This window comes from Streptomyces sp. NPDC056347, from assembly GCF_042262625.1.
Classification (GTDB): domain Bacteria; phylum Actinomycetota; class Actinomycetes; order Streptomycetales; family Streptomycetaceae; genus Streptomyces.
This window is the reverse complement of record NZ_JBHJQP010000025.1, coordinates 1-20,787: the sequence shown is the minus strand read 5'-3', so window position 1 is coordinate 20,787 and position 20,787 is coordinate 1. Positions and strand designations below refer to the sequence as shown.

Below are 20,787 nucleotides of genomic sequence, written 5' to 3'. Positions count from 1 at the left end.
TCGTCGCGCTCGGCTTGGCAGCGGACACAGTTGGCCTCTCTCTCAGCGTAAGACGTCCTTCGATCCTGCCCGACCAGTGAAGCATGCCCCGGAATCGATCAGTTCGGAGGGCTCCGCCAAAGGGGGCCCGGCCCGGTCAGGCGGTTCCCAGGGACAGCAGCATGATGATGTCGTCGCGGTCGTCCCCCTCGGCCACCCGGATCGCGTCGGGCACCCGCCCGACCTCCTTGTAGCCGCAGGAGCCGTAGAAGCAGTCGACGCCGGTGCCGCCCCGGCAGGTGAGCCGGATCGCCTCGATGCCCTCGACCCCGCGGGCCGCTCCGGCCGCGGCGTCCATCAGCTCGCGCCCGTACCCCTTGCCCTGGTGGCGGGGGTGGACCATCACCGTGTACAGCCAGAGCCAGTGGGCCATCAGCCGGTGGGTGTTGAGGGCCAGGAAGGCGGTGGCGGCGACGGCCCCGTCCGCATCGCGGCCGACCAGCAGGCGGGTGCGGCCCTCGCCCATCGCGGCCAGGTGCTTGGCCAGCTCGGGCCGGACGTCGTCGGCCGTGACGGGCGGTACGAAGCCCACCGCGCCGCCCGCGTTGGAGACATCGGCCCACAGCGCGACGATGCCCTCGCACAGTGCGGGGTCGACCTTCGGATCCAGCTCGAACGTAAGCGTCATGGAGGAAGATTAACCATTACACACGCTCGCCCCAAACCCTGTCCGGAACGCGAGAAAGCCCTGGCCACGGGGCCAGGGCTCGCTCGCGCACGGAACGCTCCGGAGGTCAGACGCGCATCGGCTGCGGCGACTCGCGCCGGTCGGCGTCCGGACCCGGGTACTCGCGGATGATCTCGTAGCGCGTGTTGCGCTCGACCGGCCGGAAGCCCGCGTCGCGGATCAGGTCCAGCAGGTCGTCGCGGCCGAGCTTGTTCGGCGTACCGAAGTTGTCCGCGTCGTGGGTGATCTTGTACTCGACGACCGAACCGTCCATGTCGTCCGCGCCGTGCTGGAGCGCGAGCTGGGCGGTCTGCACGCCGTGCATCACCCAGAAGACCTTGACGTGCGGCACGTTGTCGAAGAGCAGCCGCGAGACCGCGAAGGTCTTCAGCGCCTCGGCGCCGGTCGCCATCGTCGTCCGCGCCTGGAGCTTGTTGCGGACCTTGCCGTCCTGCATGTCCACGAAGTCGTGCTGGTAGCGCAGCGGGATGAAGACCTGGAAGCCGCCGGTCTCGTCCTGGAGCTCACGCAGCCGCAGCACGTGGTCGACACGGTGCCGGGGCTCCTCGATGTGCCCGTACAGCATCGTCGCCGGGGTCTTGAGCCCCTTCTCGTGCGCCAGGCGGTGGATGCGCGACCAGTCCTCCCAGTGGGTGTCGTGGTCCACGATGTGCTGGCGGACCTCCCAGTCGAAGATCTCCGCGCCGCCGCCGGTCAGCGACTCCAGACCGGCCTCGATCAGCTCGTCGAGGATCTCGGAGGCGGAGAGCCCGGAGATCGTCTCGAAGTGATGGATCTCGGTGGCGGTGAACGCCTTGAGGGAGACCTGCGGCAGGGCCTCCTTCAGGGCGCTGAGCGAGCGCGGGTAGTAACGCCACGGCAGGGTGGGGTGCAGCCCGTTGACGATGTGCAGCTCGGTGAGGCTCTCGCCCTCCATCGCCTTCGCGAGCCGGACGGCCTCCTCGATGCGCATGGTGTACGCGTCCTTCTCGCCCGGCTTGCGCTGGAACGAGCAGTAGGCGCACGACGCGGTGCACACATTGGTCATGTTGAGGTGCCGGTTGACGTTGAAGTGCACGACGTCACCGTTCAGCCGGGTGCGCACCTGGTGCGCGAGGCCGCCGAGCCACGCCAGGTCGTCCGACTCGTAGAGCGCGATGCCGTCCTCACGGGTCAGGCGCTCACCGGCGCGGACCTTCTCCTCCAGCTCGCGCTTGAGCCCGACGTCCATGCGGCTGCCTCCCAGTTGTCGACTGTCGACGTGCTGTACGGGTCCCGGTGATGAGTGATGGCTGATACCGGGCGAAACCCCCGGTCACCCGGGGGCTCCACCACGGTACGCCTACGGCTGCTCGGGAAGTTCGCCGACCCGGTTCTCCCACTTGGTGGAGAGCACGATCGTGGTACGGGTGCGCGAGACGCCCCTCGTACCACTGAGCCGGCGGATGGTGCGCTCCAGGCCGTCCACGTCACCGACGCGCACCTTGAGCATGTACGAGTCGTCGCCCGCGATGAACCAGGCGTCCTCGATCTCCGCGAGGTCCTTCAGCCGACGCGCCACGTCCTCGTGGTCGGCCGCGTCCGAGAGCGAGATGCCGATCAGGGCCGTGACCCCGAGCCCCAGGGACGCGGCGTCGACGGTGGCGCGGTAGCCGGTGATGACACCGGCGGATTCCAGCCGGTTGATGCGGTCGGTGACGCTGGGCCCGGAGAGCCCGACGAGCCGTCCCAGCTCGGCGTACGAGGCCCTGCCGTTCTCCCGGAGTGCCTGGATGAGCTGCCTGTCCACCGCGTCCATATGACTGAAACCTTCCATTGTTCAGCAGTATCGCGAGTTTACGTGTAGAATCTAAGGCATGCAGGCTTCATCGCCTGCAAATCTTCCCGAGTATCTGCATAAATACTTTCGAATCTTCAGGAGTGAGAAGACCGTGTACACGATCGAGATGGCCTATGCCCGGATGCGTGAGCTTCAGGATCTGGCCAACCGCTCGCGTGCCCACCAGCCCGCCGCCGCGCACCGGGTCGACCGGACCCGTAAGCCGCGCGCCATGAAGAAGCGCTGACCAGGGGCCCTTCCGGGTCAGCCACGGGAATCACGGGAGCCGCCACCGAGCTCCCCTTCCCACCGGCGGTACAGGTCGTGCGACACCCCTGCCGCGTCCAGTACCCGCCCGGCGACGAAGTCCACCAGATCCTGGATGTGCGTCGCCCCCGCGTAGAACGCCGGAGAGGCGGGCAGCACCACGGCGCCCGCCTCGTCCAGGCTCACCAGATGCTTCAGCGTCTGCCCGTTCAGCGGTGTCTCGCGCACCGCGACCACCAGCTTCCGCCGCTCCTTGAGCGTCACGCTCGCCGCCCGCTGGAGCAGATCCTTCGAGAGCCCGAGCGCCACTCCGGCCACACAGGCCGTCGAGGCCGGGACGATCAGCATCCCCTTCGCCGGGTACGAGCCCGAGGACGGCCCGGCAGCGAGATCACCGGCCGCCCAGTGCCGTACGCCCGCGAGGTCCACGTCGAAGGTGTGCGGCTTCCCGTCCGCACCTCGCGCCAGCCAGCCGCGCAGATCCTCCTGCCAGTGCGCGTCGCGGAACGCGATCCCGGTCTCGTCCAGCAGCGTCAGCCGGGAGGCCCGGCTCACCACCAGATCGACGCTCTCCCCCGCGGCCAGCAGACCGCGGAGCACCGCGGCGGCGAATGGGGTGCCCGAGGCTCCCGAAACCCCGACAATCCAAGGCCGTCGCTGCTGTTGGCTCACTGATGTCCCGGATTCCACACGCCTGAGCCTATCCGGCCGCCCCGCACCGGAACCGTGGAAGGTGCCCCGGGCGTTCCCGGGGGTGGGGACCGCAACGGCACAGCACACGGCAGGGGGCCACGATGACCGCACTCCCGGGGCGCACGGCGCGGGAGCGGAGCACCGGCGACCGGGCGAAGGCGGCGGCCGGGCTGATGGCGGGCTGGGTGGTGCTGCTCTGGCTGCTCGAAGTCGTCGACACGATGACCGGCCACGCGCTGGACGGCTTCGGGATCGAGCCGCGCCGGGCCGCCGAGCTGCTGGACGTGGTGCCCGCGTCCTTCGTCCACTTCGGCTTCGGCCATGTCGCCTCCAACAGCGTCCCGCTGCTGGTCCTCGGCTTCCTCGCCGCGCTCGGCGGCCTCCGCCGGTTCGCCGCCGTGGCCGCCACGATCATCGTGGCGGACGGCCTCGGGGTCTGGCTGGTGTCGCCGGAACACTCCAACACGGCGGGCGCGTCCGGGCTGGTCTTCGGCCTCTTCGGCTATCTGCTCGTACGCGGATTCGTGGACCGCAGGGTCCTCGACATGGCCGTCGGGCTGGTCGTCGCCGCGGTCTGGGGCTCGTCGATCCTGCTGGGCCTCTCCCCCGCCAACACCTCGGTCAGCTGGCAGGGCCATCTGTTCGGCCTGGTGGCGGGCGTGGCGGCGGCGTTCGCCTTCCGCCGCCGCGGGAGCCTCTCGTAACCCGGGGCCGGGTGGGGCCCGGGGGCGCTCAGACCACCAGGCCGCGCACCAGCAGGTCCAGCAGCGCGCAGGCGAAGAGCGCGATCCCGATGAAACCGTTGACCGAGAAGAACGCCCGGTTCAGCCGGGACAGATCGTGCGGGCGCACCACCCGGTGCTCGTACACGAAGGCGACGGCCACGATCGCCATGCCGATCCAGTAGAACAGCCCGGCCTCGGTGGCCAGCCCGAACCAGACCAGCAGCCCGGTCGTGATCACGTGGCAGACCCGGGCGCCCCACAGCGCCGCCGGAATGCCGAACCGGGCCGGCACCGAACGCACCCCGTGCGCCCGGTCCGCCTGGACGTCCTGGCAGGCGAAGATCAGGTCGAAGCCGCCGATCCAGACGCCGACCGCGAGCCCGAGGATCACCGCGTCCCACGACCAGCTGCCCGTCACCGCCAGCCAGGCGCCGACCGGTCCTATCGCCTGCGCGATACCGAGGATGGCGTGCGGGTAGTGGGTGAACCGCTTCCCGTACGGATAGACCACCATCGGGACCACCGCGACCGGCGCCAGCGCCAGGCAGAGCGGATTCAGCAGTGCCGCCGCGCCCAGGAAGAGGACGACGGCGACCAGCGCCCCCGTCCACGCCGAGCGCACCGAGACCGCCCCGGTGACCAGCTCCCGGCCCGCGGTGCGCGGGTTACGGGCGTCGATCTCCCGGTCGATGATCCGGTTGGCGGCCATCGCGAAGGTCCGCAGCCCCACCATCGCGACGGTGACCAGCAGCAGCGTGGCCCAGTGGATCGACGCGTCGTCCAGGAACATCGCGGTCAGCGCGGCGATGTACGCGAAGGGCAGCGCGAAGACCGAGTGCTCGATCATCACCAGCCGCAGGAAGGCCCTGACCTTGCTGCTCGGCTGTACGGGCCCGGAGCCCAGTGCTGCTTCGGCGGCGCTCACAGTCCGTATTCCTTCCACCGGCGGTCGACCTTCGCCGCCGTCTCGCGGTCGGACTCGACCATCTCCGGCCAGCCCCCGTCCCGGGTGTAGCCCTCCTCGGGCCACTTCCGCGTCGCGTCGATGCCCGCCTTGCCGCCCCAGAACTGCTGGTAGGAGGCATGGTCCAGGTGGTCGACGGGGCCCTCGGTGACGGTGAGGTCGCGCGCGTAGTCCGTATTGCCGAGCGCCCGCCAGGCCACCTCGTGCAGATCGTGGACGTCGCAGTCGGAGTCGACCACCACGATCAGCTTGGTCAGCGACATCATGTGCGCGCCCCAGATCGCGCTCATCACCTTCTGGGCGTGCTTCGGGTACTTCTTGTCGATCGAGACGATCGCGCAGTTGTGGAAGCCGCCCGCCTCCGGCAGGTGGTAGTCCACGATGTCCGGCACGATGATCTTGAGGAGCGGCAGGAAGAACCGCTCGGTGGCCCGCCCCAGCGGCCCGTCCTCGGTCGGCGGACGGCCCACCACGATCGACTGGAGCAGCGGACGCCGGCGCATGGTCACACAGTCGATGGTCAGCGCGGGGAACGGTTCCTGCGGGGTGTAGAAGCCGGTGTGGTCGCCGAACGGCCCCTCGGGCAGCATCTTCCCGGGCTCCAGCCACCCCTCCAGGACGACCTCCGCCTGCGCGGGCACCTGGAGCGGCACGGTCTTGCAGTCGACCATCTCGATCCGCTTGCCCTGGATGAACCCGGCGAAGAGGTACTCGTCGATGTCCCCCGGCAGCGGCGCGGTGGAGGCGTACGTCACCGAGGGCGGTGCGCCGAAGGCGATGGCGACCGGCAGCCGCTCACCGCGCCGGGCGGCGACCTGGTAGTGGTTGCGGCTGTCCTTGTGGATCTGCCAGTGCATGCCGATGGTGCGGCGGTCGTGGCGCTGGAGCCGGTACAGGCCCAGGTTGCGGATGCCGGTCTCCGGGTCCTTGGTGTGGGTGAGCCCCAGGTTGAAGAAGGAGCCGCCGTCCTCGGGCCAGGTGAAGAGCGCGGGCAGCCGGTCCAGGTCCACGTCGTCGCCGGTCAGGACCACCTCCTGGACGGGGGCGCTCTCCTGCTTCACCTTCTTCGGCGGTACGTGCACCATCGAACCGAGCTTGCCGAACGCCTCCCGCACGCCGACGAAGCCGTGCGGCAGCTCCGGCCTGAGCAGCCCGCCGATCCTGTCGCTGATGTCGGCGTACGACTTCAGGCCGAGCGCCTTGAGCAGCCGCCGGTCGGTCCCGAAGACGTTCATGGCCAGGGGCATCGAGGACCCCTTGACGTTCTCGAAGAGCAGCGCGGGGCCGCCCGCCTTGTTGACCCGGTCGACGATCTCGCCGACCTCCAGGTACGGGTCGACCTCGGCCTTGATGCGCTTGAGATCGCCCTCGCGCTCCAGGGCCCGGAGGAGGGAACGAAGATCGTCGTAAGCCATGCCGTCCAGTTTGTCATCACCCCCGGCGATCACCCGGGGCACCCCGTCCGACACCGGCCCGGACCTCCGTCCGACACCACCCCGGATCCCCGTCCGACGCCACCCTGGATCTCCGTCCGACACCGGCCCGGATCCCCGTCCGGCACCACCCCGGATCCCCGTCCGGCACCGGCCCGGACCCGGTGCCGGTGCGTCGCCGAAGGGTTCCGCTCCGTTCGCCGCTGCATGTCAGGGGCACCGGCTACTCTGGCCCCACACCGGGGCGGGACATGCCCCGCCAACTCTCCGCAGGGGGACCTTTCACCATGTTCCGGGCTCTGATCTATCTCCTGCCGCTGGCGCTGACGATCTACGCCTTCATCGACTGCCTGAACACCCCCGAGGACGAGGCCAAGCACCTCCCGAAGATCGCCTGGGTCTTCATCATCCTGCTGTTCTGGATCGTCGGCCCGATCGTCTGGCTGGCCGCCGGCAAGATGCGCACCGCGCCCGCCGGGGGCCGTACGCCCTCCGAGTGGCACCGCAACCACCGCCGGCAGTGGGTCGCGCCGGACGACAACCCCGAGTTTCTCCAGGCGCTCCGCGAGGAGAACAAGAAGGACGAGTCGCTCCTCAAGGACTGGGAGGCGGATCTGCGCCGCCGCGAGGAGGAGCTGAAGCGCCGGGAGAACGGCGGCAGCCCGAGCCCGTCCGGCGAGTAGCCCCGCTCCGTTCCGGCCCCGAGGGGGCGTCCGGCCGATCAGGTCCGGACGCCCCCTTCCTCATGTCACGGCTCCCCCGCCCGCATGTCGCGACGGCCCCTTCCGCATGTCACGACGCCCCCTTCCGCAACACGCTTCAGGGCCGCGACGCCCTCTTTCGAACGTCACCCGAAATCTGCTATTCACCGCCAACTACCGAGCTATACCCTGTTGTTGACGGTGTGACAGATCGGGTGGATCGTCGACGCTGGGGGCGCTGTGGAGAGAGAGCTGTACGGGCGCGAGGCAGTCTTCGGTGACGACGGCCTCGCGGCACGGCTGACCGGCCTCACTCCGTACCGCTCCGCCCGCGCCGACTACGAGCACCACGACGATCCGCCCGTCGTGGTGTTCACCGGCGGCCGCGGCATGGGCAAGACCGCCGCCCTCAAGCAGCTGCGCCATCTGTACCGCGAGGTCACCCCGGTCGCCATGGTCGACTGCGAGGCCGTCACGGTCCCCGCGGACCCGGGCCCCGGCTGGACCCCGGTCACCGCGGCGCTGCCCGAGCTGGCCGTCCAGCTGAGCAACCGGGTGCGCGCGGCGCGGCCGGTGCGGTTCCCCCGGCTGAGCCTCGGGCTGGTGGCCGTCGCCTCCATCTCCTGGACCCGCGAGGACGAGACCCGGGCCCGCCGCGACCTCCAGTCGCTGGGCCCGATGCTGGCGACCGTCGACGGGCGCGGCGACGCGGCGACCGGCTGGGTCACCAAAGTGCTGACCAAGCTCGCCGCCAGCGCCTTCGACTCCGTGGCCCCGATGGCCGGGATGGTCGCCGAGGCCACCGTCGAAACGGTCCTGGAAGTAACGTTCAGCCGCTTCCAGCGCCGCTCCGCCGACTGGTACGGCGGCTACCCGCACGCCGGGGGCAACGGCCGGGCCGGGCTGCGCCGGCTGGCCGTCGACTTCGAGCGCGGCGACGACCTGCGCCGCCGGGCCGAGGACCACCTGGTGCTCGCCCTGGCCGAGGACCTGGTCGCGGCGTACCGCGGCCTGTCCACCGGCGCCCGCCGGGGCCGCCCGGTCCTGCTCGTCGACAACGCGCACACCGCCCTGGGCCGGCAGCTGCTGGAGCCCCTGCTGCGACGGCGGGCGGGTGGCGGGCGCGACCGGATCGCGGTGTTCGCCTCCTCCCGGATCCGGGAGCACGAAGGGCTGAGCCACGCGGTGCGGCGCAGGCTCCCCGAGGTGGCGCACGGCTCGCACTGGGCCCGGGGCTCCTCGGTGACGTCCGGCATCCTGGCCGTGGAACTGACCCCGCTCGACCCGGAGCACGCGCGCGCCGCCTTCGACCGGCACGACCCCCGGGGCCGCACCCCGGCCGGGCTGGCCCGCGGGGTGCACCGGCTGACCGGCGGACGCCCGCTGGCCGTGGAACTGCTGGCGCTGGCAGCGGGCCAGGCCCCCGAGCCCGCCTCCCTGGTGCCGGGCTCGCTGCTGGACGCCGTGGTGGAGGTGCGCGAGGACCGGGCGCCCGCCCGGGTGGCGGACGAGCTGCTGGCCCGTCTGCTGCCGGGCCCCGCACCGCGCCTGGACCAGCTCGCCGTACTGGCCGCCGCGCACGACGAGGAATCCGCCCGGCTGCTCGCGGAGATCCGGCTGGGCCGGGGCGCGCCGGACGGCGACGTGGCCCTGCGGATGCGCGACGCGCTGCGGGCCGACGGCTGGCCGGCCGGGCCCGGCCACTTCGTCGCCGATCCGCTGCTGCGGGCCCTGCTCCTGCACCGGCTGCGCTTCCAGGACGACGACCGCCTGTCCCACGGGGTGTGGCAGGCGGTGCACATCACGCTGCGCGGGGCGTACGCCCCCGGCGGGCGCCACCCGAGCGTCCCGCACCTGCTGCACCAGAAGCTGCTCCTGGGCGACACGGAGGCGTGCGTGGCCCATCTGCGGCTCCGGTTCGGCGAACCGGACGTACGGGACTGGCTCGGCTCGCTGCGCTTCATCGCCTCGGCGCCCTACCCGCGCCCCCGGGGGTTCACCGGCGCCGACCCCCGGCGCGCGGTCGCGCTCGGCCGGGCCGACAACGCACCGCCCCAGGGGCTCGACCCGTCGGCCGCGGAGCTGCACACGCGGCTGCGCCGACTGCTGCACGGCCTCTGGCTGCTGTCCGATCCGCTGGCCCTGCCGGACGACGAGGTGATCGACAAGATGGCACACGAATTACGGCAGCTCTCCGGCCGCCATCCGACCGGCAACAGCGTGCTGTGGGACGCGGCCACCCACTGGCCCCGCGACATCCGGGCCTGGCGCCCGCTGTCCGTGGAACCGGGAGGCCGGGATGCGTAACCCGCTGCGCTACCGCCTCTGGTACACCGCCCGTCAGAAGGCCGTCACCTCGGTGGTGGCCGGCGCCCTGGCCCTCACCGGCGGCTGGTACGGGTTCGGCCGGCTCACCGCGCCCGAGGACCGCTCCTGCGCGAAGGGCGTCGAACGGCCCGTGGGCAGCGACGAGTGCGTCGGCGTCGCCGACGGCGGCAGCTACGACTTCGGCCAGTCCCAGCTCACCGACGTCGTGGCGGCCATCGCCCGCGAGAACGCCGCCCTGAAGCCCGGCACGTACGCGACGGTCGCCCTGCTGCTGCCGCTGACCTCGACGGACGGGGCGATGCGGACGAAGATGCAGCACGAACTCCAGGGCGCGTTCGCCGCGCAGTACCGGGCCAACCGGCTCTCCAACGAGCAGGTCCCCAAGATCCGGCTGGTCCTCGCCAACAGCGGCAGGAACAACCTGCTGTGGCGCCCGGCCGTGGACCGGCTGAAGACGATGACCGGCGCCCCGGACCACCTGCGGGCCGTGTCCGGCGTCGCCACCAGCAGTACGCAGATCAAGACGGCGGTACGGGAGCTGACCGCCGCACACATCGCGGTCGTCGGCACCACCATCACCGCCGACGACATCGCCAACGGCCCGAAGAACGACCCCTTCCCCGGGCTGGCCCGGGTCTCCCCCACCAACCAGGACGAGGCCGAGGCCCTGGCCCACTTCGGACAACGGCTCCGGCCGGAGAAGGCGCTGCTGGTCCAGGACACCCGGACCGGCGACCACTACACCGACACCCTGCGCACGGCCTTCACCCGGCTGGTCCGCGGCACCCGCTACCAGCCGCAGCTGTTCACCTCCCGCAGCGACCCCACCGACGAGGGCAACACCGCCAACACCTTCCGCGACATCACCCACCTGATCTGCGACACCAAGGACGCGGACACGGTGTTCTTCGCCGGACGCCACACCCAGCTCCGGCAGTTCATCAACGCGCTCGGCGGCCGCGGCTGCCAGGACCGCCCCTTCACCATCCTGACCGGCGACGAGGGTTCGTACCTGGGCAGCGACAAGAAGCTCGACCGGAACGCGCTGCGCCAGAAGGTCACCGTCCGGTACGCCTCCCTTGCCCATCCCGACGCCTGGGCCACAGAGCCAGGGAAGGGGAGCGGGAAGGGAGAGGCGGCGGCGGCGGGCGGCTCCCCGCAGGACTACCAGGAGTTCCTGAACCTGCTGGCCACGGTCTCCAGGGCACCGGCCGGGCCGATCGGTCCGACGGGGCACAGCGACCTCACCGACGGCCAGATCATCATCGCCCACGACGCGATGACCCTGGCGGTGCAGGCCATCCGGCGGGCGAGTCCGGGCGGGCGGCTGCCGCGGCTCGCGGACGTGGGCGAGCAGTGGCCGCGGATGAACGGCTCGCTGAAGGTGTCGGGGGCCGGCGGCTGGATCTGCCTGGACAACCACGGCAACCCGTACAACAAGGCGGTCCCGGTGGTGGAGCTGTCGCCCGAGGACGGCCGGCAGCGCTTCGTGGCACTGGCCTGGCCGAAGGGGCATCCGCCGGACGCCACCTGCCTGCCGCCCGCCTGAGGCCCGGATCAGGGCGCGGGGTCCCGGGCCGCGTACTCCTCGCGGAGTCCGGCCCAGCGCACCGGGGTCCACTTCGGCCAGTCGGCCGGGTAGCCGTCGAGCGCGTCCGCCAGGTAGCGGAAGTGGTCGTGCCAGCTCGCCAGCCGGTCCAGGCGGAGTCCGTCGTCGCCGTGGAACTCGTGGGTGAAGCGGAGCAGGACCTGTTCGCCGCGCGGCGGTTCCAGATGGAAGCGGATGCGGCCGGTCCGCCCCTCGAAGCTGTACTCGGCGACCCGCTCGACGTCCCAGGCGGTGACCGTGCCGGAGACCGCCGCGGCCCGGCCGGAGCGGTCGGCGGTGAGCCGGTGCAGCGTGATCGCGCCGCCCACCCGGGGCTCGAAGGGGTCGGCCGAGGCCAGCCAGCCCGGCAGGCCCCCGGAACTGGCAACGGCTGCCCACACCCGCGGAACGGGGTGGGGCAGCCGGAGCGTGAACCTCAGGACGTGCCGGTCGCCATGGGTCTCGCTGGTGCCGGGCTCGATGACGGGGGTGGCATCGGTCATGGTTACAGCGTGACCCGGCGGTGCGTGATCCGCACCCGTGCGGGGACGGGGCGGGGGCGGGTCAGACCCCGGCGTAGGAGTGCTTGCCGGTGACGAAGATGTTCACGCCGTAGTAGTTGAAGAGCCAGCAGCCGAAGGCGATCAGCGCCAGGTAGGCGGCCTTGCGGCCCTTCCAGCCGGCGGTGGCGCGGGCGTGCAGGTAGCAGGCGTACGCGACCCAGGTGATGAAGGACCAGACCTCCTTGGGGTCCCAGCCCCAGTAGCGGCCCCAGGCGTCACCGGCCCAGATGGCGCCCGCGATGATCGTGAACGTCCACAGCGGGAAGACGGCCGCGTTGATCCGGTACGAGAACTTGTCGAGCGAGGAGGCGGCGGGCAGCCGGGACAGTACCGAGTGGGCGAACGAACCGGGCTCCCCACCGCGCGCGATCTTGCTCTCGTAGCTGTCGCGGAACAGGTAGAGCAGGGTGCCGACCGCACCGATGTAGAAGACGGCACCGCAGAGGATGGCGGTCGAGACGTGGATCCACAGCCAGTACGAGTGCAGCGCGGGCACCAGCTGGTCGCTGGCGGTGTAGAGCACCGTGGTCGCGATGCCGAGGTCCAGCAGGACGGTGGTGACCAGCGCCAGCCCCATCCAGCGGACGTTCTTCTTCAGCGCGAGCAGGACCAGGTACGTGCCGACGGCCACCGTGGAGAACGTGATCGAGAACTCGTACATGTTGCCCCAGGGGGCACGCTGCACGGACAGGGCGCGGGTGACCACCCCGCCGGCCTCCACCAGGAAGGCGACCACGGTCAGGGAGACCGCGATCCGCCCGTACAGGTCGCCCTTGAACGTGCCGCCGGCCGCGCCGGGCCCGTCCGGCACGTCGCGGGAGCCGGCCGCCGCCCGCGTGACGATCTTCGGGCGGTCGAGCACGGCGGTGCCGCCGCCCTTCTGCGCGGCCTTCACCTGCACGGAGACGGCCTCGGCCGTTCCCCCGGCACCGGCACCGGTCAGCGCGGCCGCGGTGCGGCCGACCTTGCTGCGGCTGCCGAACACCCACTCCGCGATGTACGTGAAGAAGGCCAGGGTGTAGACGGCCATCGACGAATAGATCAGCACATTGCTGGTGTGCGCCAGGTTCTCGTTGGTAGCGGCGGCGAGATTCACTTCTCAGCCCCTTCGGCAGGTTCTACGGAGGATTCTTCGGATTCTCCAGGCTTTCCGGACTTTCCGGGGTTCTTGGCGGCATCCGAATCGGAATCGGGGGACGGGTCGGGTACGGCGGGTGCCGAGCCGAGGAGCGTGACCGCGAGGTCGGCCAGTTCCTCGGGAAGCCTGGCGGACTCGCTGCGGCCGAGCCCCGCCATCTCCACGACCGTGACGCCGTCCGCACCGGTGGCCGCCCGCACCCAGACCCGGCGCCGCTGGATGAACAGCGAACCGGCGAGTCCGGCGATCGCGGCGACGGCCCCGGTCAGCGCCCAGCCACTGGCCGGCTGCTCCGAGATCTGGAAGCTGGCCCACTCGTCGACGCCCTCGAAGGTGATGGAGCCCGCGCCGTCCGGCAGCTTCATGGTCTCGCCGACCAGCAGCCGCTGCTTGAGCTGCTTGCCGTCGGCGCCCTTGAACTCCGTCATCTTGGACTTGTCGAGCTGGTACACGTTCTGCGGCAGCCCGGCGTCCACGCCGAGGCTGCCGTGGAAGCCGTTGAGGGCGAGCACGGGGAAGTCGGCGGCCGGGAACTGCGAGAACATCGTGCCCTTGCCGGCGCCCGCGAAGGTCGGCACGAAGAACGCCTGGAAGCCCAGCTGGGTCTTCTTGCCGTTCTTGTCGCGGTACCCGTCCATCACCTTGATCGCGCCGGACGAGGTGACGTTGCTGTCCATGGGCAGCAGTGGCACCGCGGTGCGGTAGACCTCCTTGCCGCTGCCGTCCTTGACCGAGACGACCGGGGCGTAGCCGTGGGCGTTGAGGTAGACCTTGGTGCCGTCGATCTCCAGCGGTTCGTTGACCCGGATGACCGTCTTCTTCGGCTTGCCGTACGCGCCTTCCTCGTACGTCACATGGGCCTCGTAGGTCCTGGGCGTACCGCGCTGGGGGCCGTTGCGCTCGTAGGTACCGATGAACTTGTCGAGCGTGAAGCTGAACGGGGTGAGGGAGTCCTCGTCGAAGAGCGAGCCGGACTTGAAGTCGTCGTACTGGGGCTTCGTGTTGGCGAAGCCGTCGCCCTGCACGATCAGTTTGGCGCCCTCGGACTTGAAGAGCTGCCCGTACGCGAAGGCCACCAGCATCACGATCAGCGCGATGTGGAAGACCAGGTTCCCGGCCTCGCGCAGATAGCCCTTCTCCGCGGCGACCGCGTCGCCCACGGCGTGCGCCCGGAAGCGCCTCTTCCGCATCACCGCAAGGGCGGCCGCACGGACCTCCTCGGGCTCGGCCGCGGTGCGCCAGGTGGTGTACGCGGGCAGCCGGTTCAGCCGCTTGGGAGCGCCCGGCGGGCGGCTGCGCAGCTGGCCGATGAACTGGCCGGTGCGCGGCACGATGCAGCCGATGAGCGAGATGAACAGCAGGATGTAGATCGCGGAGAACCACACCGAGCTGTAGACGTCAAAGAACTGGAGCTTCTCGTAGAGCGGCGAGACGGTGGTGTGGAGCTTCTTGAAGTTCTCCACCTTCAGCTGGTCCACGCTGTTCTGCGGGATCAGCGAGCCGGGGATGGCGCCGAGCGACAGCAGGAAGAGCAGGATCAGCGCGACCCGCATCGAGGTGAGCTGCCGCCAGAACCAGCGGACCCAGCCGATGACGCCCATCGCGGGCAGACCGGCCGCCGGGCTCTCCTCGCTGGGGGCGGTGGAGAGCTGGGAACCGGCGGCGCCGAGCTCGGGGGCGTCCTCCGCGTTCCGGCGTTCGTCCTCGGCGGCGGATGCTGCGGAGGGGTTGGACTTGGTATTGCTCATGGAACTCAGATCCCCACCGTGAAACCGCTCGACCAGCTCTGTACCTGCTGCATCATCGTGTCCCAGACACCTGTGAGCAGCAGCAGCCCGGTCACGATCATCATGCCGCCGCCGATCCGCATCACCCAGGCGTAGTGCTTCTTGACCCAGCCGAACGCGCCGAGCGCCCGGCGGAAGGCGACGGCGGCGAGGACGAAGGGGATGCCGAGACCGAGGCAGTACGCGACGGTCAGTATCGCCCCGCGCCCGGCGGTGCCCTGTTCCATCGCGAGGATGCTCACCGAGCTGAGCGTCGGACCCAGGCACGGGGTCCAGCCGATCCCGAAGAGGGCGCCCAGCAGGGGGGCGCCCGCCAGGCCGGTGACCGGCCGTCGGTGGATACGGAACTCACGCTGGGTCATCCAGGGCATCAGCCCCATGAAGAACGCGCCCATCACGATCATCAGCACGCCGAGGATCTTGGTGAGGATCCCGCTGTTCTCCTGGAGGGTCTGGCCGAAGAAGCCGAAGAGCGCGCCGCCGGAGACGAACACGGCGGTGAAGCCGAGCACGAAGAGCGAGGCCCCCGCGACCATCCGCCCGCGCCGGGCCTGTGCCAGATCGGTGCCGCTGACGCCGGTGACGTAGCTGAGGTAGCCGGGCACGAGCGGCAGCACGCACGGCGAGAAGAACGAGACCAGTCCGCCGAGCACGGCGACGGGCAGGGCGACGAGCAGCGCCCCGTTCAGGACGGTCTCGTTCTCACCGACGAGCGCGGCGAGGTTCTCGCCCGTCAGCGCGGCAAGGGTGTGCACGGGATCACTTCTCCGCGATCAGCGGGTCGATCATCTTGTGCAGGCCCTCGGCGTCGAGCGCGACCAGGGAGCGCGCGGCGATCTTCCCGTCCCGGTCCAGGACCACGGTCGAGGGGATGGCCTGCGGCCGGAGGGTTCCCTTGGGGAAGCGGAGCAGGAGCTTCCCGACCGGGTCGTGGATGCTCGGGTAGGTGACGCCGTAGTCCTTCTCGAAGCTGATCGCGAGGCTCTTCTCGGCATCGCGCGTGTTGATCCCGACGAACTGGACGCCCTTGTCGGCGGTCTCCTTCGCGACCCGGGAGAAGTACTGCGCCTCCAGGCGGCAGGGGCTGCACCAGGAGCCCCACATGTTGAGGACGACGACCTTGCCCTTGTAGTCGGCCACGTCGAGCTGCTTGCCGTCGAGGGTCTCTCCGTCGAGCTTCGGGGCGGCCTTGCGGTCGCCCTTGGCCACGGTCGAGATGCCGCCGCTACCGGTGACGAAGTTCGTGTTGCCACCGCCTCCGGCCTTGGCGCCGTCCCCGCCGCACGCCGTCAGCGTGAGGGCGAGGGCGGCGGCCACCGCGGGGGCGGCGAGCAGGGTGAAGCGGCGTCGGGGTGCGCGGCCATGGCTCATGTGAAAAGTTTCGCATGGCGCTTTCGATGATCTCGGGCACCCCCCTCGGTGCCCGTAAAGCCCGTTGTCAGGCTTGTTTAAAGAAGGTGTTCCAGCCGCCTGCGGGCTGCTGTCCGACCTCCAGCGTACGGAGCTTGTCGAGCACCTGGGGAGTCTGTACGTCGAGCCAGTCGACGAACTGGCGGAAGGAGACCATGCGCACGTCCGGTTTCCCGGCGATTTGCTTCAGCGTTTCCTCGACGGCGTCCATGTAAATACCGCCGTTCCACTCCTCGAAGTGGTTTCCGATGAAGAAGGGCGCGCGATTCGTGGTGTACGCGCGGTTGAATCCGGCGAGATACGACTGGGTGGCCTGCTTGCGCCAGCCCGGGTAGCGCGAGGGCATTCCCTTGGTCGTGTTCTGCGACTGGTTGGCGAGGATGTTGTAGTCCATCGACAGGACCTCGAAGCTGTGCCCGGGGAACGGCATGGCCTGGAGCGGCAGGTCCCAGACGCCGTTGCGCTTCCTGGGCCAGACCTGGGTGCCGCCCGGGGAGCTGGCGTCGTAGCGCCAGCCGAGCCTGCGCGCGGTGGGCAGCAGATTCTCCTGTCCGAGCAGGCAGGGGGCGCGGCCGCCGATCAGTTCCTTGCGGTAGTCGAAAGGCAGCGGCTCAAGATCGTTCCAGCCGGTGTTCGTCCGCCATTCGGTGACGAAGGAGACCGCCTGGTCGATTTCGCTCTGCCACTGCGCGGACGACCAGTTCGCCACCGATCCGGAACCGCCGCAGAAATGCCCGTTGAAATGGGTGCCGATCTCGTGTCCGTCGAGCCAGGCCTGGCGGACGTTCTTCAGTGTCGCCCTGATGTGTTCGTCGGTGAGATATCCGATGTCGGAAGCGCCGACGGGGTTGTTCGGCGGCCGGTACATGGACTTCTTCGACTCGGGCAGCAGATAGAGGCCGGACAGGAAGAAGGTCATCGCCGCTTCATGGTCCCGGGCGAGTTCCAGGAATCGCGGGAAGAGCCCGTTGCCGACCTCGCCCGCCCCGTCCCAGGAGAAGATCACGAACTGCGGGGGCGTCTGGCCGGGTTCGAGCGGGACCGGCTTGGCGGGCTGGTGCGGCTGCTTCCCGGTGTCGGCGGTGGAACCGTCGCCGATCTTCCGTACGTCCTTCTTCGCGGGCCCGGTGCCCCGCGTGGCCCCGTCCGAACTCTTCTCCCCGGTGGCCCCCGAACGGCTGCCCCCCGAAGAACCGAAGGTCCCGCACCCCGCCACCCCGACGGCCGCGGCGGCCCCGAGGCCCGCCCCGAGCAGCCCCCTTCGGCTGATGTCGCGCATAACTACCCCATTTGCGATCGTTTTGCCTCAAGCTCATACAAACTGGCGAATGATTAGATGAGGAAAGCGACGCATGGGTTCCGCGAACTAGCACATGATTCTCGGCGCGACCAGACCCCGGATGCGCTCGAACACAAGACCTGGCAGTTGGCGAGGGGTGGCTGCGGCGCTGCAACCGCCGCGCGGACGGCGGGAGAAGCGGGAGAACGGGAAAGGCGATCGCCGGACGGAGGGAGGAACCGCATCCGTCCGGCGATCGCCGACGAGCCTGCCGGGCCCGCGCCGGAAGCGGCGCGGGTGCCGTGCCGGTGTTGCGCGCCACGAGGCGCACTGGCACCACGGGCCGCACTGGCGCCAGGCTTTACCGGCACTACGGGCTGCCTCTACTGGCGCCACGAGCCGTACCGGCGCCGCGTGGCGCCGTACTGACGCCACGAGCCGTACCGGCGGGGCGCCACGATCCGTACCGGCGCCGCGATCCGTACCGGCGCTACGCGCCGAAGGCCTTCGACCTGCCCTTCACCGGCTTCGCCCCGGCCAGCAGATGGGTCGGCACCAGATCGCGCGCCGGTTCCGTGTACCCGACCGACACGATCTTGTCGCCCCGGTACGTGAAGCTGGTCAGCGAGGCCAGGGTGCACTGCCGCTTGCGCGGGTCGTGCCAGAGCCGCCGCCGCTCGACGAAGCTCCGCACGATCCAGATCGGCAGCTGGTGGCTGACGCAGACCGCCTCGTGACCGCGCGCGGCATCGCGCGCCGTGTCCAGCGCGCCCATCATCCGTACGACCTGCTCGATGTACGGCTCGCCCCAGGACGGCCGGAACGGGTTGGTCAGGTGCTTCCAGTTGTCCGGCTTGCGCAGCGCGCCGTCGCCGACACCGAAGGTCTTGCCCTCGAAGACGTTGGCCGCCTCGATCAGCCGCTCGTCGGTGGCCAGCTCCAGGTCGTGCGTCTTGGCGATCGGCGTGGCCGTCTCCTGGGCACGCTCCAGCGGGGAGGCGACGACATGGGTGATGTCGCGGCCCGCCAGGTGCTCGGCGACCCGGTCGGCCATCCGGCGGCCGAGCTCGGAGAGGTGGTAGCCGGGGCGGCGCCCGTAGAGCACGCCGTCCGGGTTGTGCACCTCGCCGTGGCGCATCAGGTGGACGACGGTGATGTCCGCGCCGTCCTTGTCCTTGCGGCCCGCGTTCCCGGCGGGGCTCGCGCCCTCGGTGGGGCTCGCGCTCTCGCTCATGTCGCTCCTCTCGCTCATGCGGTGGCCTCCGCCGCGGCGCGGGCGGCGGCGGGCAGGGCGGCGGCGATCCGCTCGACGGCCCGCGTGTCGTGGGCGGTGGAGACGAACCAGGACTCGAAGGCCGACGGCGGCAGGTAGACGCCCTGCGACAGCATCGAGTGGAAGAAGGCGGTGAAGCGGAAAGCTTCCTGCTGCTTCGCGTCGTCGTAGTCGCGCACCGGGCGGTCGGTGAAGAAGACGGAGAACATGTTGCTCGCCGCCTGCACGGTGTGCGCCACGCCCTCCTTGGTCAGCGCCTCGCCCACCAGCCCGCGGATCTCCGCGGAGACCGCGTCGACCTTGGCGTACGCCGCGTCGTCCAGCAGCCGCAGCTGGGCGAGCCCGGCGGCGGTGGCGATCGGGTTCCCGGAAAGGGTGCCCGCCTGGTAGACGGGGCCGGCCGGGGCGAGGTGCGCCATCACGTCCGCGCGCCCGCCGAACGCCGCGGCCGGGAAGCCGCCGCCCATGACCTTGCCGAAGGTCATCAGGTCGGGCCGCACCCCGTCCACGCCGAACCAGCCGGCCTTCGAGGTACGGAAACCGGTCATGACCTCGTCGGAGATGTACAGCGCGCCGTTGGCCGCGCACAGCTCCTTGAGCCCGGCGTTGAAGCCGTCCAGCGGCGGCACGACGCCCATGTTGCCCGGCGAGGCCTCGGTGATCACACAGGCGATCTCGCCGGGGTGCGCGGCGAACGCCTCCCGGACCGCGTCCAGGTCGTTGTACGGCAGCACGATCGTGTCACCGGCCTGGGCGCCGGTGACCCCCGGCGTGTCCGGGAGGCCGAAGGTGGCGACCCCGGACCCGGCGGCGGCCAGCAGCGCGTCCACATGGCCGTGGTAGCACCCGGCGAACTTCACCACCTTGGCCCGGCCGGTGAAACCGCGGGCGAGCCGGATCGCCGACATGGTCGCCTCGGTGCCGGACGACACCAGCCGCACCTGCTCCACCGGCTCGATCCGGGCCACGATCTCCTCGGCGAGCGCGACCTCGCCCTCACCGGGCGTACCGAACGAGGTGCCGCGGGCCACGGCCTCCTGGACTGCGGCGATGACCTCCGGGTGGGAGTGGCCGAGGATCATCGGCCCCCACGAGCACACGAGGTCGACGTACTCACGTCCGTCGGCGTCGGTGAGGTACGGACCACTGCCCGACACCATGAAGCGCGGCGTACCGCCCACGGCCCGGAAGGCACGTACGGGAGAGTTCACGCCGCCGGGCGTCACGAGGGACGCGCGGTCGAAAAGCGTCTGCGAAACTGGGGCGTCATAGGGAAAGCTCACACAAGCCATGGTGTCAGAGCCACGGACGGACGCGCGGACAGGTGTTTCACCGCACGCCCGTGGGGGAGGTCACTGACACGATGATCGGGTTGCACGGCGGCGGCTGTGGCCTCCAAGTGGCCGTGGTTCCTCAGTAGTAGTCGGGTGGATGAGATATGCATCGCGGTGGCGGAGTGGGCGAGGGGACCGGTGACCCGGGGCCCGGGCCTGCCCGGCGGGGTCGGCACCGGCGTGAGGCGGGGCGCGAGAAGGGCGTACGGGCCGGGGGTGCGCAGGGCGGCGAGTCCGGGATCGGGAGTGGTGGCCGGATGGGGGTGACCTACAAGTACTTCGGCGCGCCGGACGGGGCGACCGCGGCGCGCGTGCCCATTTCGATGCGGCCCGAGGAGCTGGGCGGCGACGAGCTGGGCATGGGCGGCATGTTCACCAAGATCAAGCCCGAGACGGTGGCGGCAATGGTCCTCACCGGCATACAGGGCATACCGCTCCACAAGGTTCCGCCGCTCGAACTGGTCGTGCTGCACCCCGACTACGCGGTGGTCAAGCTTCCGATGACGGTGGTGGACCCGCTGCGCGGCGTCGGCGAGGAGTCGGTGGGCGCCGCGGCGTTCATCTGGTCGACGGTCCCGGACCGCGGCGGCCCGCGCGACGCGTTCAACGTCTACCGGCTGCTCCACGAGTGGCAGGACTTCTCCCATCGCCTGCACGACGCGGGCCATCAGGCGTACTGCCTGGTCTGGCCGTGAGCCGGCCCCGCCCGGCGTAGGGGCGGGGCGGGCCGCTTCGGCCCCGTGAGCACGACGAAGGCGGCGCGGGCGGTGTTCGTTCGC

20 protein-coding genes are annotated in these 20,787 nt (G+C 70.6%); 6 read left to right on the top strand and 14 right to left on the bottom strand.

The features are described from left to right. Nucleotides 1–136: 136 nt before the first annotated feature. The 3 genes from ACFCV8_RS09045 to ACFCV8_RS09035 all read right to left on the bottom strand — a co-directional run bounded on the left by ACFCV8_RS09045 (nt 137) and on the right by ACFCV8_RS09035 (nt 2,504). Nucleotides 137–667, bottom strand: a complete 531-nt coding sequence (locus ACFCV8_RS09045; RefSeq protein WP_376684624.1) for a GNAT family N-acetyltransferase — start codon at nt 665–667, stop codon at nt 137–139. A 106-nt stretch (nt 668–773) separates the two neighbouring features. Then, complete coding sequence (gene mqnE, locus ACFCV8_RS09040) at nt 774–1,937, bottom strand: aminofutalosine synthase MqnE (protein WP_376684623.1); 1,164 nt, start codon at nt 1,935–1,937, stop codon at nt 774–776. 111 nt (nt 1,938–2,048) lie between these two features. Continuing rightward, on the bottom strand, nt 2,049–2,504 hold the full coding sequence (locus tag ACFCV8_RS09035; protein WP_376684622.1) for an Lrp/AsnC family transcriptional regulator: 456 nt from the start codon (nt 2,502–2,504) through the stop codon (nt 2,049–2,051). A gap of 58 nt (nt 2,505–2,562) precedes the next feature. Between ACFCV8_RS09035 and ACFCV8_RS09030 the strand changes: the two genes are divergently transcribed. Continuing rightward, nucleotides 2,563–2,772: a hypothetical protein gene (locus ACFCV8_RS09030; RefSeq protein ID WP_376684661.1), complete on the top strand. Its 210-nt coding sequence runs from the start codon at nt 2,563–2,565 to the stop codon at nt 2,770–2,772. Nucleotides 2,773–2,789: 17 nt separating this feature from the next. On the opposite strand, the gene ACFCV8_RS09025 is transcribed toward ACFCV8_RS09030, so the two are convergent. Next, on the bottom strand, nt 2,790–3,464 hold the full coding sequence (locus ACFCV8_RS09025; RefSeq protein ID WP_376684659.1) for a UbiX family flavin prenyltransferase: 675 nt from the start codon (nt 3,462–3,464) through the stop codon (nt 2,790–2,792). Between the two features lie 122 nt (nt 3,465–3,586). Here ACFCV8_RS09025 and ACFCV8_RS09020 point away from each other — a divergent pair, with 122 nt between their 5' ends. Next, nucleotides 3,587–4,189: a rhomboid family intramembrane serine protease gene (locus ACFCV8_RS09020; RefSeq protein ID WP_376684621.1), complete on the top strand. Its 603-nt coding sequence runs from the start codon at nt 3,587–3,589 to the stop codon at nt 4,187–4,189. A 28-nt stretch (nt 4,190–4,217) separates the two neighbouring features. Here the strand turns inward: ACFCV8_RS09020 and mqnP are convergent, their stop codons facing one another. Further along, nucleotides 4,218–5,135 (bottom strand): menaquinone biosynthesis prenyltransferase MqnP, encoded by a 918-nt coding sequence (gene mqnP / locus ACFCV8_RS09015; protein ID WP_376684620.1) that lies wholly within the window; start codon nt 5,133–5,135, stop codon nt 4,218–4,220. After that, nucleotides 5,132–6,589, bottom strand: coding sequence for a menaquinone biosynthesis decarboxylase (locus tag ACFCV8_RS09010; RefSeq protein WP_376684619.1), 1,458 nt, complete (start codon nt 6,587–6,589; stop codon nt 5,132–5,134). Before ACFCV8_RS09010 ends, mqnP begins: the two co-directional genes overlap by 4 nt. Before the next feature lie 305 nt (nt 6,590–6,894). Here ACFCV8_RS09010 and ACFCV8_RS09005 point away from each other — a divergent pair, with 305 nt between their 5' ends. From ACFCV8_RS09005 to ACFCV8_RS08995, 3 genes are all read left to right on the top strand, one after another. After that, nucleotides 6,895–7,290 (top strand): PLD nuclease N-terminal domain-containing protein, encoded by a 396-nt coding sequence (locus ACFCV8_RS09005; protein ID WP_376684618.1) that lies wholly within the window; start codon nt 6,895–6,897, stop codon nt 7,288–7,290. Nucleotides 7,291–7,548: 258 nt separating this feature from the next. Next, entirely contained in the window at nt 7,549–9,615 is a 2,067-nt protein-coding gene (locus tag ACFCV8_RS09000; RefSeq protein WP_376684617.1) for a hypothetical protein, read from the top strand. Further along, nucleotides 9,608–11,185 carry an ABC transporter substrate-binding protein gene (locus ACFCV8_RS08995; RefSeq protein WP_376684616.1) on the top strand — a complete coding sequence of 526 codons (1,578 nt, stop codon included), beginning with the start codon at nt 9,608–9,610 and terminating at the stop codon, nt 11,183–11,185. Before ACFCV8_RS09000 ends, ACFCV8_RS08995 begins: the two co-directional genes overlap by 8 nt. Before the next feature lie 8 nt (nt 11,186–11,193). Here ACFCV8_RS08995 and ACFCV8_RS08990 read toward each other — a convergent pair whose 3' ends face one another. From ACFCV8_RS08990 to hemL, 8 genes are all read right to left on the bottom strand, one after another. Continuing rightward, a complete protein-coding gene (locus tag ACFCV8_RS08990) occupies nt 11,194–11,727 on the bottom strand; it encodes a hypothetical protein (protein WP_376684615.1) in 534 nt (177 codons plus the stop codon). Nucleotides 11,728–11,788: 61 nt separating this feature from the next. Further along, entirely contained in the window at nt 11,789–12,883 is a 1,095-nt protein-coding gene (gene ccsB / locus ACFCV8_RS08985) for a c-type cytochrome biogenesis protein CcsB (RefSeq protein WP_376684614.1), read from the bottom strand. Beyond that, complete coding sequence (locus ACFCV8_RS08980) at nt 12,880–14,673, bottom strand: cytochrome c biogenesis protein ResB (RefSeq protein WP_376684613.1); 1,794 nt, start codon at nt 14,671–14,673, stop codon at nt 12,880–12,882. Before ACFCV8_RS08980 ends, ccsB begins: the two co-directional genes overlap by 4 nt. A gap of 5 nt (nt 14,674–14,678) precedes the next feature. Beyond that, nucleotides 14,679–15,467, bottom strand: coding sequence for a cytochrome c biogenesis CcdA family protein (locus ACFCV8_RS08975; RefSeq protein WP_376684612.1), 789 nt, complete (start codon nt 15,465–15,467; stop codon nt 14,679–14,681). A gap of 4 nt (nt 15,468–15,471) precedes the next feature. Continuing rightward, on the bottom strand, nt 15,472–16,083 hold the full coding sequence (locus ACFCV8_RS08970) for a TlpA family protein disulfide reductase (RefSeq protein ID WP_376684611.1): 612 nt from the start codon (nt 16,081–16,083) through the stop codon (nt 15,472–15,474). A gap of 67 nt (nt 16,084–16,150) precedes the next feature. Then, entirely contained in the window at nt 16,151–17,401 is a 1,251-nt protein-coding gene (locus ACFCV8_RS08965) for a hypothetical protein (RefSeq protein WP_376684610.1), read from the bottom strand. 490 nt (nt 17,402–17,891) lie between these two features. Continuing rightward, nucleotides 17,892–18,635 carry a histidine phosphatase family protein gene (locus tag ACFCV8_RS08960; RefSeq protein WP_376684658.1) on the bottom strand — a complete coding sequence of 248 codons (744 nt, stop codon included), beginning with the start codon at nt 18,633–18,635 and terminating at the stop codon, nt 17,892–17,894. Between the two features lie 14 nt (nt 18,636–18,649). Next, on the bottom strand, nt 18,650–19,966 hold the full coding sequence (gene hemL, locus ACFCV8_RS08955) for a glutamate-1-semialdehyde 2,1-aminomutase (RefSeq protein ID WP_376684609.1): 1,317 nt from the start codon (nt 19,964–19,966) through the stop codon (nt 18,650–18,652). A 146-nt stretch (nt 19,967–20,112) separates the two neighbouring features. Here hemL and ACFCV8_RS08950 point away from each other — a divergent pair, with 146 nt between their 5' ends. Continuing rightward, nucleotides 20,113–20,703, top strand: a complete 591-nt coding sequence (locus tag ACFCV8_RS08950; RefSeq protein WP_376684608.1) for a hypothetical protein — start codon at nt 20,113–20,115, stop codon at nt 20,701–20,703. The last annotated feature ends 84 nt before the right edge of the window (nt 20,704–20,787 follow it).

Bases quoted from the DNA above. Each gene is read 5' to 3' on its own strand.
- ACFCV8_RS09045 (WP_376684624.1), bottom strand. From the start codon at position 667: ATGACGCTTACGTTCGAGCTGGATCCGAAGGTCGACCCCGCACTGTGC.
- mqnE (WP_376684623.1), bottom strand. From the start codon at position 1,937: ATGGACGTCGGGCTCAAGCGCGAGCTGGAGGAGAAGGTCCGCGCCGGT.
- ACFCV8_RS09035 (WP_376684622.1), bottom strand. From the start codon at position 2,504: ATGGACGCGGTGGACAGGCAGCTCATCCAGGCACTCCGGGAGAACGGC.
- ACFCV8_RS09030 (WP_376684661.1), top strand. From the start codon at position 2,563: ATGCAGGCTTCATCGCCTGCAAATCTTCCCGAGTATCTGCATAAATAC.
- ACFCV8_RS09020 (WP_376684621.1), top strand. From the start codon at position 3,587: ATGACCGCACTCCCGGGGCGCACGGCGCGGGAGCGGAGCACCGGCGAC.
- ACFCV8_RS09010 (WP_376684619.1), bottom strand. From the start codon at position 6,589: ATGGCTTACGACGATCTTCGTTCCCTCCTCCGGGCCCTGGAGCGCGAG.
- ACFCV8_RS09005 (WP_376684618.1), top strand. From the start codon at position 6,895: ATGTTCCGGGCTCTGATCTATCTCCTGCCGCTGGCGCTGACGATCTAC.
- ACFCV8_RS08995 (WP_376684616.1), top strand. From the start codon at position 9,608: ATGCGTAACCCGCTGCGCTACCGCCTCTGGTACACCGCCCGTCAGAAG.
- ACFCV8_RS08990 (WP_376684615.1), bottom strand. From the start codon at position 11,727: ATGACCGATGCCACCCCCGTCATCGAGCCCGGCACCAGCGAGACCCAT.
- ACFCV8_RS08980 (WP_376684613.1), bottom strand. From the start codon at position 14,673: ATGAGCAATACCAAGTCCAACCCCTCCGCAGCATCCGCCGCCGAGGAC.
- ACFCV8_RS08970 (WP_376684611.1), bottom strand. From the start codon at position 16,083: ATGAGCCATGGCCGCGCACCCCGACGCCGCTTCACCCTGCTCGCCGCC.
- ACFCV8_RS08965 (WP_376684610.1), bottom strand. From the start codon at position 17,401: ATGCGCGACATCAGCCGAAGGGGGCTGCTCGGGGCGGGCCTCGGGGCC.
- ACFCV8_RS08960 (WP_376684658.1), bottom strand. From the start codon at position 18,635: ATGAGCGAGAGCGCGAGCCCCACCGAGGGCGCGAGCCCCGCCGGGAAC.
- hemL (WP_376684609.1), bottom strand. From the start codon at position 19,966: ATGGCTTGTGTGAGCTTTCCCTATGACGCCCCAGTTTCGCAGACGCTT.
- ACFCV8_RS08950 (WP_376684608.1), top strand. From the start codon at position 20,113: ATGCATCGCGGTGGCGGAGTGGGCGAGGGGACCGGTGACCCGGGGCCC.